Source organism: Nodosilinea sp. LEGE 07088 (assembly GCF_015207395.1).
Classification (GTDB): Bacteria; Cyanobacteriota; Cyanobacteriia; order Phormidesmidales; family Phormidesmidaceae; genus Nodosilinea.
This window is the reverse complement of record NZ_JADEWX010000009.1, coordinates 1-13,113: the sequence shown is the minus strand read 5'-3', so window position 1 is coordinate 13,113 and position 13,113 is coordinate 1. Positions and strand designations below refer to the sequence as shown.

General features: G+C 55.3%; 14 protein-coding genes, 1 pseudogene and 1 riboswitch. Of the genes and pseudogenes, 8 read left to right on the top strand and 7 right to left on the bottom strand.

Annotation, left to right across the window (positions count from 1 at the left end; all coding sequences use genetic code 11):
* Positions 1 to 65 precede the first annotated feature (65 nt).
* A complete protein-coding gene (locus tag IQ254_RS03990; protein ID WP_193964635.1) occupies positions 66 to 872 on the top strand; it encodes an SDR family oxidoreductase in 807 nt (268 codons plus the stop codon).
* A gap of 57 nt (positions 873 to 929) precedes the next feature.
* Here the strand turns inward: IQ254_RS03990 and IQ254_RS03985 are convergent, their stop codons facing one another.
* The gene (locus IQ254_RS03985) at positions 930 to 1,370 is read right to left on the bottom strand and encodes a Fur family transcriptional regulator (protein ID WP_193964634.1); all 441 of its coding nucleotides are present in this window, start codon (positions 1,368 to 1,370) and stop codon (positions 930 to 932) included.
* A 435-nt stretch (positions 1,371 to 1,805) separates the two neighbouring features.
* Here IQ254_RS03985 and IQ254_RS03980 point away from each other — a divergent pair, with 435 nt between their 5' ends.
* Genes IQ254_RS03980 through IQ254_RS03970 form a run of 3 tightly spaced genes read left to right on the top strand, consistent with a single transcriptional unit; the run spans position 1,806 to position 3,302 of the window.
* Positions 1,806 to 2,390, top strand: a complete 585-nt coding sequence (locus IQ254_RS03980; protein WP_193964632.1) for a hypothetical protein — start codon at positions 1,806 to 1,808, stop codon at positions 2,388 to 2,390.
* Positions 2,391 to 2,402: 12 nt separating this feature from the next.
* On the top strand, positions 2,403 to 2,831 hold the full coding sequence (locus IQ254_RS03975) for a hypothetical protein (RefSeq protein WP_193964630.1): 429 nt from the start codon (positions 2,403 to 2,405) through the stop codon (positions 2,829 to 2,831).
* A gap of 15 nt (positions 2,832 to 2,846) precedes the next feature.
* Entirely contained in the window at positions 2,847 to 3,302 is a 456-nt protein-coding gene (locus IQ254_RS03970) for an HNH endonuclease (RefSeq protein ID WP_193964629.1), read from the top strand.
* 41 nt (positions 3,303 to 3,343) lie between these two features.
* On the opposite strand, the gene IQ254_RS31325 is transcribed toward IQ254_RS03970, so the two are convergent.
* Entirely contained in the window at positions 3,344 to 3,583 is a 240-nt protein-coding gene (locus IQ254_RS31325) for a hypothetical protein (protein ID WP_369011286.1), read from the bottom strand.
* A 47-nt stretch (positions 3,584 to 3,630) separates the two neighbouring features.
* Entirely contained in the window at positions 3,631 to 4,761 is a 1,131-nt protein-coding gene (gene queA, locus IQ254_RS03960) for a tRNA preQ1(34) S-adenosylmethionine ribosyltransferase-isomerase QueA (RefSeq protein ID WP_193964618.1), read from the bottom strand.
* A gap of 110 nt (positions 4,762 to 4,871) precedes the next feature.
* Here queA and IQ254_RS03955 point away from each other — a divergent pair, with 110 nt between their 5' ends.
* Positions 4,872 to 5,261, top strand: coding sequence for a hypothetical protein (locus IQ254_RS03955; RefSeq protein WP_193964616.1), 390 nt, complete (start codon positions 4,872 to 4,874; stop codon positions 5,259 to 5,261).
* 134 nt (positions 5,262 to 5,395) lie between these two features.
* Here the strand turns inward: IQ254_RS03955 and IQ254_RS03950 are convergent, their stop codons facing one another.
* The 3 genes from IQ254_RS03950 to IQ254_RS03940 are packed head-to-tail and all read right to left on the bottom strand — an operon-like array spanning position 5,396 to position 9,148.
* A complete protein-coding gene (locus IQ254_RS03950; protein WP_193964614.1) occupies positions 5,396 to 6,016 on the bottom strand; it encodes an exopolysaccharide biosynthesis protein in 621 nt (206 codons plus the stop codon).
* Positions 6,006 to 6,296, bottom strand: a complete 291-nt coding sequence (locus IQ254_RS03945) for an anion permease (protein ID WP_193964779.1) — start codon at positions 6,294 to 6,296, stop codon at positions 6,006 to 6,008. Before IQ254_RS03945 ends, IQ254_RS03950 begins: the two co-directional genes overlap by 11 nt.
* 29 nt (positions 6,297 to 6,325) lie before the next feature.
* Entirely contained in the window at positions 6,326 to 9,148 is a 2,823-nt protein-coding gene (locus tag IQ254_RS03940) for a cation-transporting P-type ATPase (protein ID WP_193964612.1), read from the bottom strand.
* A gap of 96 nt (positions 9,149 to 9,244) precedes the next feature.
* Here IQ254_RS03940 and IQ254_RS03935 point away from each other — a divergent pair, with 96 nt between their 5' ends.
* Together IQ254_RS03935 and IQ254_RS03930 are read left to right on the top strand one after the other, a co-directional pair.
* Positions 9,245 to 10,339, top strand: a complete 1,095-nt coding sequence (locus tag IQ254_RS03935) for an ATP-binding protein (protein WP_193964610.1) — start codon at positions 9,245 to 9,247, stop codon at positions 10,337 to 10,339.
* Between the two features lie 86 nt (positions 10,340 to 10,425).
* Positions 10,426 to 10,800, top strand: coding sequence for a diacylglycerol kinase (locus IQ254_RS03930; protein ID WP_193964608.1), 375 nt, complete (start codon positions 10,426 to 10,428; stop codon positions 10,798 to 10,800).
* Positions 10,801 to 10,955: 155 nt separating this feature from the next.
* On the opposite strand, the gene corA is transcribed toward IQ254_RS03930, so the two are convergent.
* Entirely contained in the window at positions 10,956 to 12,068 is a 1,113-nt protein-coding gene (corA, locus tag IQ254_RS03925; protein WP_193964606.1) for a magnesium/cobalt transporter CorA, read from the bottom strand.
* Between the two features lie 131 nt (positions 12,069 to 12,199).
* Positions 12,200 to 12,332: riboswitch (cyclic di-AMP (ydaO/yuaA leader) on the top strand.
* A 52-nt stretch (positions 12,333 to 12,384) separates the two neighbouring features.
* Here corA and IQ254_RS03920 point away from each other — a divergent pair.
* Positions 12,385 to 12,993: pseudogene (locus IQ254_RS03920) on the top strand (SLC13 family permease); the annotation flags it as partial.
* Between the last annotated feature and the right edge of the window lie 120 nt (positions 12,994 to 13,113).

The window sequence follows — 13,113 nt, the reverse complement described above, 5'->3', positions numbered from 1 at the left end:
AGAACGCTCTCAACCCAGTTCTATTTCGCTGACTGACCGATTGCAGATTCAGCAGGAGGTATTTTATGGATTTTTACGGTAAAACCGCTCTAGTTACCGGGGCATCTCGCGGCATTGGCCGGGCCATTGCCCACGCCTTAGCCCATCAAGGTATGGGACGCATTTTGCTCGTTGCTCGCGATGCCCAACGCTTAGCCATGGTTGCGGCTGAGGTAGAGCACCTAGGGGCCGAAGCGATCATTCTCCCCGTAGACCTGACTGACCCCATACAGGCCAACGTGGTGATTGCTCGGGCCTGGCAACATTACGGCCCGGTGCATTTGCTGGTCAACTGTGCGGGGGTGGCCTATCAAACCCCGTTTTTACAGGCCAAACTGCCCCAGGTGCAGTCTGAGATTTCGACTAATTTGATTGGGTTGTACACGGTGACTCGGCTCGTGGCCCGCCGTATGGCCGTCCGCCAGGAGGGCTGCATTGTCAACGTCTCTAGCCTCATGGGCAAGGTGGCGGCCCCCACCATGGCGACCTATTCGGCCACTAAGTTTGCGATCGTGGGCTTTACCCAGGCGCTGCGTAGCGAGTTGGCCCCTCACCACGTCCGGGTCGTGGCGCTTTTGCCGTCGCTGACTGACACCGACATGGTGAAGGGGTTTGACTGGTTTCGGGGGGTGCAGCCATCCACCCCAGAGCAGGTGGCCGCCGCCCTGGTGCGTGGGCTCAAGCAGGGCCAGACTGAGATTTTAGTGGGTTGGCAGAGCCATGCAACGGTATGGGCTCAGCGCTTAGCCCCCTGGCTGGTGGAGTCGATGATTCAACTGTTGGCCCCAGGTAAGCCCGTACCACCGCGCCAGCGACCGGTGCGATCGACCTAGTCGATGGTTCGGGGCACTGGGATCTACCACGGTGCCCCTACTGGCTCAATGCCCCTACTAAACAGCCGTGGTAGTGCCAAAAAAGTCGATGCGGTAGTCGGTGATAGTGACTCCGGTGCGGGCCTCGATTTGTTGAATCAGATCTGGAGGCAGCGTTACTTGGATATCAATGATCTCGTTGGTGTCGAGACAGTTGACGTGGCTATGAGAATCGCTCAGGTGGCCGTAGAGGCGACCGTCGGCGCGCTCAACGCATTCGATAATGCCTTGCTCGGAAAGCGCGTCGAGGTTTTGGTAAACCGAGGTATGGCCAATCTCCCGACCCTGCTGGTTGAGGCGATCGTAAATTTCGCGGGCGGAGAGGTGCCCTTGATGCTGCCACAGCAGCTCTAAAATATAACGCCGCTGCCGACTCAGCCGCATGCCGAGCGTCTGGCAACGCTCGATGGCATCGTCCAGAGAGGTGATGGGCTGGTTGAGGGCAACTGATTCATCCATAGCAGGGGAAGTAATTCATACTCAGTACCACTTTAACTTGTTTGCCAGAAACCTGTCTAGAATGACTGAACTGCGATCGCTATTGAGGCTACCGCAATTCAGTATGGGCAGGGCGATCGCCTTAGCCAGACTATTAATAATGCAAGGAAGCCAAGAATTGGGCTGCCGTTGCATCGCTATTGGGCAAGCTTTGACCCGGCAGGTTACTCCCATAGCAGGGGTCTGGTCGCTGATCTCAAGCTGTGTCATCGCTGCTCAATTCTTCTACAGCATGGCTGAGCAGCATTGTATTAAGGGACAGCTACCCTGCGATCGCACTAACAGCATCTCTTTAAATTATTCCTTTAAAGTTATGTTGTGGCGATGAACTCGCCTTAGGCAACTGCCCCAGTGCTGGGTAGACTAGAGCTTAGGTCTTGTAAAGGGACAAGCCAGATGCCAGCTAAACGCGATATACAAACTATTCTAAAAAAAGAATACGGCATCAATAAAAATATCACCCAAGGGCTCAGCTTAGAAGATTGCGAAAATCTTTTGATTTTGCTGGGTCAAAACTCTACCATAGGAAAATTTGTAGAAGTTGTTGTTGAAAAGAACGGTGAGCTATCTCAAAACAATCGTTACTATGGTTTGAAGCGCAGTCAGGCAGAGAAGAAATTTGAGCAACTCCAAGTAGAGAATCAGAAATTAGAAAAATCTATCTTAGATCTAGAAGCATCCAATCAGGCCCTAGTGAATCGTAGAGGAAACTTATCCAAGGAGCAGAGAGAACTTCAAGCTCAAGTTGATCAGCTCAACATCCAGAATCGGGATTTAAGCTTGAAGATGCAGCAGCTAACCACTCAGAATGATGAGTTGAGCGAGGCCAATAATCAGCTCAAGCGAGATAACAAAGAACTCAAGAATATTGTCGATCAAATTCGTCTGCGCTTAGCCCGAGACACTAAAATGCTGTTGCAGTACGAAGATAGTGAACTGCGTAAAGCAATCATTCGTCTATTTCGCTGGACTTTAGGGTAAAGAGGCCAAACTATGGCAGGCACAAGACGAAAGCAGCGCTTGTTCAGTGGCATGAACTATCGCGAAGTTCAGCGCTCTAACACCAACCGCAGAAAAAAACTACACAAGGCTGACCAAGCCTGGCTAAAGGACAATGGCTACAAAAATATTGGCTGGGACAATGTCATTCAGCTTTATCAAAAAATCAATGATATTTTGACTTCCCCTAAGCCCGATGATCCAACCCTCGAAGATCTTTTTCTGAAGGCCGATCAAATTGGTCAAAAATATCAGACGCCTGATGAAATTAAGGCTTTTGAGCAAACGTTACAAGTCGAGGTAGATGCCATCTCTGAACAAATCGACAACCAGTTTCCCGATCAAGACGTCGAAATGATTGACTATAGTGCAGCATCTCGACCTAGGGCAAAACGGAACGCAGCAAAATCTCGAAAAGGATAGTTGCTTAGGTGAGCTATGGCTTCAGGATCTGATCCAACCCTAGAAGATCTCTTCACACGCGCCAATAAAGTAGGCAATCGCCGCTATCACAAACTTACCCAGCAAGATTTTGAGGACTATCGCCGGTTTGACTACTGGCGGTATATCCATGGCGATAGTGAATGTGGCACCACCCCAGACAGTCAGGCTTGGGTCAGGGATAACTCAGAGCACCATTGTCCGATTTGTGGAGAGCGGTTTAGCCGCAGTAACGGGAGAAGTATTGACCATAAGCTACCCCGGGCTCAATATCCGTGGCTGGCGCTCGACTTTAGCAACCTCTGGGTGATTTGCTACCAATGTAATCAGGAGAAGGCTGAGATGCACTGGTATGAGTACGAGCACTATATGTTCACTCGACATCCAAACCGCTATCAAGACGTGGTGTTTGCTCGCCCCAGACACCTGCTCAAACAATTGGGTCAAAAATAAGCCCAAGCAGTCAAAAACTGGAGACCCCGATGGTGCCTGTGCTACGTGCTGGGGCTGAATACCTGACTACTCGTAGATGTAGCCTTGGCTTCAGCCTGTTCTGCGATCGCCTTCAAGCGCTGAATCCGATCTTCGGTTGAAGGGTGGGTCATAAACAGAGTCATCAACCCTACCTTCGAGAGAGGATTGACGATAAACAGCGGCGCAAAAGCCGGGTTGCCGTGGATTGGTACCTTTTGTCGCATTTCTTCCAGGGTTTCGAGCGCCCGCACCAGGGCCAGGGGGTTACCAGTGATTTCGGCAGCCCCAGCGTCGGCGGCATAACTCTTCAGGCGTATTCTTGTCCTGCAGGCGAGGCTTGCACAGCTTCGGGCAAAATCAGCATGGCGTCGCCAAAGGAGTAAAATCGGTAGTCTTGCTGAATGGCTTCTTCGTATAACGTCAGCAGCCGCTCACGTCCGACCAGGGCGCTAACCAGCATCAGCAGGCTCGACCCCGGTAAATGGAAATTGGTGATCAGCCCCTCGATCACTCGATACTGGTAGCCCGGATAAATAAACAGGTTGACTTTGCCCTGGTAGGGTTGCAGTTCCCCACCTTGGGCGGCTCCTTCTAAGGCCCGCACCACGGTAGTACCGACAGCAATGACCCGTCCGCCCCGGGCCTGGGTAGCCTGAATCTGCTCTACGGTCTCTGCCGATACGTCGATCCATTCGCCGTGCATTTTGTGGTCGAGAATGTTGTCGACCTCCACTGGGCGAAAGGTGCCGATACCCACGTGGAGGGTAATCTGCGATCGCGCCACCCCAGCCGCCTCCAGACGCTCAAATAAGTCCGGCGTAAAATGCAGCCCCGCCGTCGGGGCCGCCACCGCCCCTGCGGCCTCGGCATACACCGTCTGATACTGATCGGGGGAGGCCGCTGTATCCGTAATGTAGGGAGGAAGCGGGACTTCCCCCAGCCGCTCAAACAGATCCCAGAGCGACTGTCCCGATCGCGGCTCAAACTGCAGCACTCGACCGCTGGTATCGGGGTCAGTGGCCAGTACTTGGGCCACCAAATCGGGCTGATCCGGGTTGGGGCCAAACAGCACCGTTGACCCCGGCTTCAGCCGCCGCCCCGGACGCACTAGTGCCAGCCAGCGATGATCGCCCTGGTCTTCTAGCAAAAAGACTTCTACCCGAGCGCCACCGGGTTTGTACCCGCGCAGCCGAGCCGGAATCACCCGCGTGTCGTTGAGTACGAGCAGATCACCGGGGTGCAGTAGCGTCGGCAGGTCGTAGAAGTGGCCATGGCGCTGGGTCGTCGCACCGTCTACTACTAAAAGGCGCGACGCATCTCTGGGGGTAACCGGGGTTTGAGCAATTTTTTCTGAGGGCAGACTATATTGATAGGCCGCCAGAGAATAATCCAATAACGCTGGTTGGCCGTCTGGAGCCAGTCTTTGACTATCGCACATGCCGTTCTAGGTTGGGGGGATACACCCAGGTCAGGTTGGGGGACTTAACCCTAACCACCTCAGGGCTGATCCAAGACAATAAGAACTGTAGCACCTGTCTAAAGGTCAAGATGGAATACACCTATTACCTCGCCAATGCCAGTTTGACCCTCCGTGTGGTCGAACATCTGCTAGGTTGCACCCGGTTACCCCTAGAGTTTATGACGGTGATTCATCAAATTGACGGATGGGTCATTCGCATCAAAATGAACGGCAATATGGATGTTGCCGACGCCGAAGATTTTCGCGCCTATATGAATGAACTCGGCATCGCCTACGACCCCGGCATTCGGGTGCGCATGGCTCTGTGGGGTCTAGAAACTGGGCAGTCGCCGATTGATGTCATGCGCCGCTACCAGGTGGCGATCGTCTCCCACGGCAAACCCGATCGCGAAGAAATTGAAGCCTTTCGCCGTCAGTTTGTGATGGGCTTGGGCTATTGCCCCGAAACCCTGGCCTAGGGGCCTGAGAACCTTGAATCTTGGTTCGAAAACGTATCTCCTTTGGGCAGGGTCACCTGCCCTTTTTTTGGGGTTTTGGGGAGCCGGGCCGGTTCAGCCTGAAAAAGTGTTGGCCCACGATGCCCTCACGACCTTCACTGCAACCAGCGCATGATCAGATCGGGCGATCGCCACAAACCGTAGATCAACAGCCCAAACATCCCTGTTGTCAGCCCGGTGGCCGCATAGCCCAGACACATCATCAGCCCGTCGGCCTCTAGCGTTGCAATCACAAAGATCAAAATCCCCACCGTGGGAATGGGATTTGTCATGGGAATCGGGGCCATCAGCAGCAGCGTTAGCCAACTCATGCAGAGGCCGTTGATCTGCCAGACATGGGCGCTCCCGGCTATTTTGGTCAACCGGGGCCGCACGACCCGTTCTGTCAGGCGGGTGACGCGACTGAGATTGCTGAGCACTTGCCGGGCCAGCACCGAGGGAAACTGGAGCTGAGCCACTCGTCGGGGCAGCCAGGGCGATCGCCGTCCCAGGGTCATTTGCAGCGACAGCAGCAGGCAGGCAGGCCCTAAAAGGGTGGTGACTCCAGGGGGCATGGGAAACAGAAACGGCAGCACCAGCAGACCAATCACCAGGCTAAACCCACGCTCCGACGTTTCGCTTAAGATGTGGGCCAGGGTCAGGGGCCGATGGGCCAGCTGTTCTAGCAGGGTTTTAATTTCCTGGGAGAACTTAGATGGGCAAGGTTTAGAGTCCATAGAAGGCAATGATGAGAGGCGGCGTAATCAGCGCCATAATCAGGTTTAAGGGCGTGCCGACCCGTAGAAAGTCGACAAAACGGTAGCCCCCCGGCCCGTAGATCATGGTGTTGGTCTGGTAGCCGATCGGGGTCATAAAACTATTAGATGCCGCAAACATTGACGTCAGCATCGCTGGTGCTTGAGCTTTGAGGCTCATGACGATTTTGGTTATCGGTGCCAGCACCGTTTGGGGCAGACCAAACCAGGGACTTTGGGCCAAAGCTAGAGGGTGTTTCATCGGGTATGAGGAAAAGGGATAAGGGGGAATTATGGCTGCCTCTGGCGGCGGTAGACCAGCTGCATGAGCAGCTTTTCGGCCTCCAGCCAGACGAACACCAGCGCGCTAAAGCCAACGCAAATAGCCAGTTCTAGCGCTGACAGCGGATGCAGCCCAAAAAATTGCCGCAGGGCAGGCACATACATCAGCGCCATCTGCAGCCCGGTGGTGAGCAACACGGCGCCCCACACATAGGGGTTCGATAGCGGATTGAGCTGAGCCGTCAGGCGCACGTCGGAGCGGGCGGCCAGGGCGTGGCCCATCTGGGCCAGGCACAGGGTGGTAAACACCATCGTCTTCCAGGTATCGGGGTCGCCAGGGTAGTCAGCGGCGTGGGTATGTTGAAAGGCCCAGCCCATCAGACCGATGGTCAAGATTGCCAGCAAAATGCCGACTCGCACCATATAGGCTCCCAGTCCTCGGGCAAAAATGCTTTCTCTGGGGTTGTGGGGCGGACGGTGCATCACATTGGGTTCGGCAGGTTCCATCGCCAGCGCCAGGGCCGGAACGCCGTCGGTGACCAGGTTCATCCACAAAATTTGCAGCGGCGACAGCGGCACGCCGCCCAGCCCCATCAGGGGAGCGGCGGCAATCGTGAGCACCTCGCCAATGTTGCTGCCCAGGATGTATTTGATAAAGCGGCGAATGTTGTCGTACACCACCCGCCCTTCTTCGGTGGCAGCCACAATGGTGGCGAAGTTGTCATCGAGCAGCACCATATCGCTGGCTTCTTTGCTCACATCGGTGCCGGTGATGCCCATGGCGATGCCAATATCCGCCTGCTTGAGGGCGGGGGCGTCGTTCACCCCGTCGCCGGTCATGGCAACAAATTCTCCCTGCTTTTGCAGCGCTTGCACAATGCGGAGCTTATGCTCTGGGGCGACCCTGGCGTAGACGCTGACGTGGGACACCGTGCGCTTTAGCTCATCGCTGGAGAGATGGGTCAGCTCTCGCCCGGTCATAATGGTGTCTCCGGGTTGGGCAATGCCTAGATTTTCGGCAATCACCCGGGCCGTGAGGGGATGGTCACCGGTAATCATCACGGGCCGGATGCCTGCCTGCCGACAGGCGGCGACCGCCGATCGCACCTCTGGCCGAGGGGCGTCTAGCATGCCCACCAGTCCCAGCCAAATCAGGTCTTGCTCCTGGATTTCCAGGTTGTCGAGGGATGCTGGAGGGGTCAGAGATTTCATGGCAAACCCCAGTACCCGGAGACCAAGAGAGGCCATGGCGTCATTCTGGGCCAGCACCCGTTGCCGTAGGTCAGCCGTCAGCGGTTCTGCGTCCCCCTCGCCCTGGAAAAATTGGCACCGCTCCAGCACTAGCTCGGGCGATCCCTTGGTAAACATGATGGGACTACTGCCCGTGAGCGGACAAGTGCCTTCTTCACAGGGCTGCACGACCACGCTCATGCGCTTCCGCTCGGAGGTGAAGGGAATTTCGGCCAGGCGATCGCAGTGACGACTCAACTTGCCGGCGTTGAAGCCACCTTTGCCCGCCAGGGCCAGCAAGGCCCCCTCCGTCGGATCTCCCAAAACGGTCCAAATGCTGCCGCTCTGGCTCAAAGCGGCATCGTTGCAGAGGGCACTGGCGATCAGCAGCCCCTCTAGCGCTGGAGAGTCCTCTGGACTGCTGGTTGGTTCGTTGCCCAGAATGCTGCCGACCGGGGCATACCCCTCCCCTGTGACGTGATAGTCATGGGTCAGGGTTTGGATCTGCTGCACCACCATCTTGTTTTGGGTCAGGGTGCCAGTCTTGTCTGAGCAGATGGTGGTAACTGAGCCCAGGGTTTCTACAGCAGGTAGCTTGCGAATCAGGGCGTGGCGGCGCACCATGCGCTGGGTACCCAGGGCCAGGGTCACGGTAATCACGGCGGGGAGACCTTCGGGGACGACGGCTACCGCCATGCTGAGCGACACTTCCAGGAGTTCATCAAACAGGCTGAGGTCACCCGTCCGCAGCAGGCCGACCACCACCACTAAAGCAACCAGCGCCAGGGAGCCGGATACCAGCACGTTGCCCAACTGCGCCATCCGCTGCTGCAAGGGGGTGGGTTCGCTTTCCACCGATTGAATTAGGGTAGCGATGCGACCGAGCTCCGTTTGCATCCCGGTCTGGGTGACCAGCACCGTACCCCGGCCCTGCAAGACATCGGTGCCTTGAAAGACTAGATTGACGCGATCGCCCAGGGCGGCTTCTGACGACAGGGTGGCATCGGGCTGTTTGATCACCGCTTCAGCTTCCCCGGTCAGGGCCGCTTCTCGCACCTGTAGGTTTGCGGCATTCAGTAAGCGCCCATCGGCGGGCACCTGGACGCCCGTTTCCAGCAAGACCACATCACCCGGTACCAACGCCTTGGCATCGACTTCTTGCTCGAAGCCGCTGCGCATCACCCGCACTCGGGAAGAGGTCATCGTTTTGAGCGCCGCCAGGGCTTTTTCGGCCTTGCTCTCTTGCAGGTAGCCCAGCAGACCATTTAGCAGCACGATCGCAAAAATCGCGATCGCATCCTTGGGAAACCCGCCCTGCTGCAGATCCAGCACCAACGACACCAGGGCCACCGCAATCAACATCAGCAGCATGATGTTTTTAAACTGGTCCCACAGAATGATCCAAAGGTTGCGGGTAGCGCCTTCTTGCAGTTCGTTTGGGCCGTAGGTCTGCTGCCTGCGCAGGACTTCACTGTTGCTCAAGCCTTCGGGGCTGCTGCTTAACAGCCTCATCGCCTGCTGCGGCTCAAGGGTATGCCATTGATTGGAAGGCAGTTTGGAAAATGAGCTGGCATTAGGGTGGGAGGTTGCGCTGTGAACCATGGATTTTGTTTACCTCAAAGACTGGGGTGATACGATCAAAACGTACCTAATAGATATCTATAGCACTAAAAAATAGTGCTGACACAAAAGTTAGCTATGGCAACTATGTTTGTCTCTCAATCGCTAGTCTGCCGAGAAGCTGAGCTACAGCAGATCTGCACCCTGCTGCGGCAGGACCGGGATTTTGTCGTGACCGGGATATCGGGCTCCGGGCGGCGCACCCTGATCCGCCGCGCCGCGCGGCAGGTCGGCTCCCGCTGTCTAGAAATCGACTTTCTCCGCTGCCGCAATGCAGGGCAGTTCCTGCGGTTTCTGGCCGACGGTCTTATCCACACGTTTTCAGAGCCAGACGAGCTAGCCCAAATTCAGCAGTGGAGTCTGGATCAGCCCCTCACCCTCGACAAAACCCTCTCATCTCAAGGACGGCTCGTCTGGCCGATCCCCTCGGGGAAAGATTGGGCGTTGTTCGAGGGGCTGCTGGCCCTGCCCCAGCAGCTCGCCGAAGGGCTAGATTGCCAGGTGGTGATCATCTTTCACAACTTTCCCCACATCCGCTCCTGGGATCGCCAGGGCAAGTGGGAAACCCATCTGCGCCAAGAAATTGAGCGCCAGAGTCGGGTCAGCTATGCCCTGGTCGCCACCGTGGCCGAGCCCTGGATGTTGGCCAGTCAGCTGCCGGTGATCTCTCTGGCACCGCTGAGTGACGAAGAATTGCATCCCTGGATTATCAGCAGTATGGCGACGGCAGGCCTTAAATTTGACCCCGATAGCCGTGCGTTGGAGCTGTACTTGCGCTATGTACAAGGCCACATGAAAGATGCCATTACCCTGGCTCAGCGGATCTGGCTGGACTACCACGCCGTCAATCCTCAGCCTGCTAATGGCCTGATTCAGGCTCACCAGGTGCACAGCAGCATTCTGTCGCTGATTCAAGATATCAGCGTCACCTTTGAGGCGCTCTTGCTGCTGCTGCCCCCCACCCAGGCCCGCGTGCTGGAGAGTCTGGCCCTCGACCCCACCGACAGCCCCCAGGCCAGCGCCTACATCAAAAAACACCAGCTGTCGCGGGGCGGTGGCTTGCAGGGGGCTCTCAATAGCCTGGAGCAGAAAGGGCTGATCTATGGCCCCCAGTTTAGCTACCGCATTGCCTTGCCCTTCCTCAACTTCTGGCTCAATCAGCGGCTGCTATAAGCATCACTATCGGGATTGCAAAGAGAGCATGTAGCAATGACAAATAAACCCTGAACAGGTTCAACCCAGAAAAGGACTATTTACTCATGACCAACAAGTTTCGCACATCTGGATATCATCCAGTTCAAAAGCTAAAGATAATCTTGTCAGGTCTTCATGTTGCAGTAGTAACTGACTTTAGTGTTGCTTATAAAGTGATTTTGTCAGTGCCCATTTTAGGCGGCGCTTTCTTCTTGCGACAATGGGTAGATGTCAGTTTGATATTGTTAACGATGGGGCTAATGCTGATTTCTGAATTGTTTAACAGCGCCATCGAAGTCTTGTGTGATTTCGTGGAGCCTCGACAGAACGATCGTATCCGCATCACTAAAGATATTGCTGCGGCAGCGGCTGGCCTTAGTATCTTAGTATGGGCAGCAATTTTAATCGTTGAAAGCATCCGTCTTGTACAGCTACGCTAAAATAGCAGCTCAATCGTCTTATAAATGACTGGGCGTTGCTACTTATTCACGCTTGGCGAAGCTGTTCCAGAATTCATGTCCATCCGTTTTCCAGCCAATGCTGGAAATCTAGACATCGAGTACGCAACCGTGGGTTTGCCCATGAATAATGCCGGTTAGCGGGAAAGATTGCGAAACCATCCCCGCCGCCAGAAGAAATACATGAGGCCAGCAGCGATCGCCCCCATGACCACCCATACCGCCACATAACCCCAATACCAGTTCAGCTCCGGCATATTGTATGGCGATGCCTCCGGGTTAAAGTTCATGCCATAAATGCCGGCAATAAAGGTGAGCGGAATAAAAATAGTAGAAATGACGGTCAGGGTTTTCATCACCTCATTCATACGGTTGCTGATCGCCGACAGATAAATGTCCATCAGCCCAGAGCAGCGATCGCGGTAGCTTTCCACAATATCCAACAGCTGCACCCCATGGTCGTAGCAGTCCCGCAGGTAGACATCGAGGTCTTGCCCCATAAACTCATCGTTGTCTCGTAACAGGCTGGCCAGGGTTTCTCGCTGCAGCCAGACGGTATGGCGCAGGTTGGCCAACTCCTGTTTCAGCCGATAAATCTGGTGCAGCGTCTTTTCACTGGGGTGAGAGACGACCTCATCTTCCAGGCTTTCCAGCCGGTCTCCATAGGCTTCTAAAGCCGGGAAGAAGCCATCTACTAGCGCATCGAGCAAGGCATAGGTCAGATAAGCGGCCCCCATGCGGCGAATCACCCCTCGGTTTTGCTGAATGCGAGTCCGAATGGGTTCAAAGCAGTCATAGTCTGGCTCTTCCTGCACGGTTAACAGGTAATGCTGACTGAGCACAAAGCTGATTTGCTCATGGACCAAGCGGTTTTGCTGGGGTAAATAGGTCACCATCTGGGTCACAATCACCAACTGGTCACCGTAGTTTTCGACCTTAGGGCGCTGGGGCACATTGACTAAATCCTCCAGCACCAGGGGATGCAGGGTGAAGACCTGACCCAACTCCTGGAGGGTGGCGGCATGGCCTAAGCCCCGCACATTGATCCAGGAAACCGACGTCGTATCCAGGTAAGCGGCACAGTCCTCGGGGGTAGCCGGGGACAATTGCATGACCGTATCGGCGTTGTAGTCAATCAGGTCAAGCTGAGTGCTGGCCGCTGATGCAGCAGCCTGAAGGGTGCCGGGTACGGTACCTGGCACATCATAGAAATAGGCCAGGCGGGTGGTTGGGGAAGGGCGCTGAGGCATAGTAAGAGAAGGGGTAAAAAAGTTGACAAGGTAACGAACTGACAGAACCAGTGATAGTTCATCGACTGCCATTGAGATCTGTCATACCCTTTTAAGCTCTATAAAATAGTGCTACCTTTGGAGAAATTTATCTGAGCCATTGGCCTAGTTTGGTCTGTGACCAAAGCGGAGGACCCAACCTTTGGGGCAAACTTTGCGATCGCAAGGGGGCGAACTCTCACGCCCAGCCCGTCAGCTAACTTCGTCGGCCTTGAGAGGAGACATGCGTGCTCCTGGTGTTTGGCTCAGTTTGTTCCCCCTCATCCAGGAGACGACCATGGAAAGTTTTGCTGCCGTCGCTGCGTTGAGCGTTTTTGTGGGCGTGCTGGCCTGCATCATCACCGAGCGCGTTCAGCTCACCATTGCCGCCATGCTGGGGGCGATGGTGCTGCTGTTTCTCAACGTGCTGACTCTGACCGAAGCCGTTGACTACATTGCCCAGAGCTACGCCACCCTGGCGCTGTTCTTTGGGGTGATGGTGATGGTGCGCGCCTTTGAGCCGACCCGCATTTTTGACTATCTGGCTACCCAGATGGTGGTGATGGCGGGCGGCCAGGGAAAGCGCCTGCTCCTGGGGATTGTCGCTATTACCACCCCCATCTGTGCCGTGCTGCCCAATGCCACCACGGTGATGCTGCTGGCCCCGCTGATTCCTCCCATGGCGATGGAGTTGGGGGTGAATTTTGTGCCGCTGCTGATTTTGATGGTGTTTGTGGCTAACAGTGCCGGATTGTTGACCCTGGTGGGCGACCCGGCCACCTTTATTGTCGGCGATGCCATCAATATCAGCTTTGTGGACTATTTAAAATCATTGAGTTTGGGCGGGGCGATCGCCATCGCCGTCATTGTCGTAGTGCTGCCGGTGCTGTTTCCCACCATCTGGCCTTAACGGGTGACAAGGGTACTCAACGTCATGCGGTACAGGGCTTTGAGACAATAAAGGGGACAAAAAATAGGGAGCCTCAGTGCAGCTCCCCTAAACCAATATGTTTCCTGCATCCTACCA

Excerpts from the sequence above, each read along its gene's own strand:
- IQ254_RS03980 (WP_193964632.1), top strand. The coding sequence starts at position 1,806 with ATGCCAGCTAAACGCGATATACAAACTATTCTAAAAAAAGAATACGGC.
- IQ254_RS03975 (WP_193964630.1), top strand. The coding sequence starts at position 2,403 with ATGGCAGGCACAAGACGAAAGCAGCGCTTGTTCAGTGGCATGAACTAT.
- corA (WP_193964606.1), bottom strand. The coding sequence starts at position 12,068 with ATGCCTCAGCGCCCTTCCCCAACCACCCGCCTGGCCTATTTCTATGAT.
- IQ254_RS03985 (WP_193964634.1), bottom strand. The coding sequence starts at position 1,370 with ATGGATGAATCAGTTGCCCTCAACCAGCCCATCACCTCTCTGGACGAT.
- IQ254_RS03955 (WP_193964616.1), top strand. The coding sequence starts at position 4,872 with ATGGAATACACCTATTACCTCGCCAATGCCAGTTTGACCCTCCGTGTG.
- IQ254_RS03950 (WP_193964614.1), bottom strand. The coding sequence starts at position 6,016 with ATGGACTCTAAACCTTGCCCATCTAAGTTCTCCCAGGAAATTAAAACC.
- IQ254_RS03940 (WP_193964612.1), bottom strand. The coding sequence starts at position 9,148 with ATGGTTCACAGCGCAACCTCCCACCCTAATGCCAGCTCATTTTCCAAA.
- queA (WP_193964618.1), bottom strand. The coding sequence starts at position 4,761 with ATGTGCGATAGTCAAAGACTGGCTCCAGACGGCCAACCAGCGTTATTG.
- IQ254_RS03945 (WP_193964779.1), bottom strand. The coding sequence starts at position 6,296 with ATGAAACACCCTCTAGCTTTGGCCCAAAGTCCCTGGTTTGGTCTGCCC.
- IQ254_RS03970 (WP_193964629.1), top strand. The coding sequence starts at position 2,847 with ATGGCTTCAGGATCTGATCCAACCCTAGAAGATCTCTTCACACGCGCC.
- IQ254_RS03935 (WP_193964610.1), top strand. The coding sequence starts at position 9,245 with ATGGCAACTATGTTTGTCTCTCAATCGCTAGTCTGCCGAGAAGCTGAG.
- IQ254_RS03990 (WP_193964635.1), top strand. The coding sequence starts at position 66 with ATGGATTTTTACGGTAAAACCGCTCTAGTTACCGGGGCATCTCGCGGC.
- IQ254_RS03930 (WP_193964608.1), top strand. The coding sequence starts at position 10,426 with ATGACCAACAAGTTTCGCACATCTGGATATCATCCAGTTCAAAAGCTA.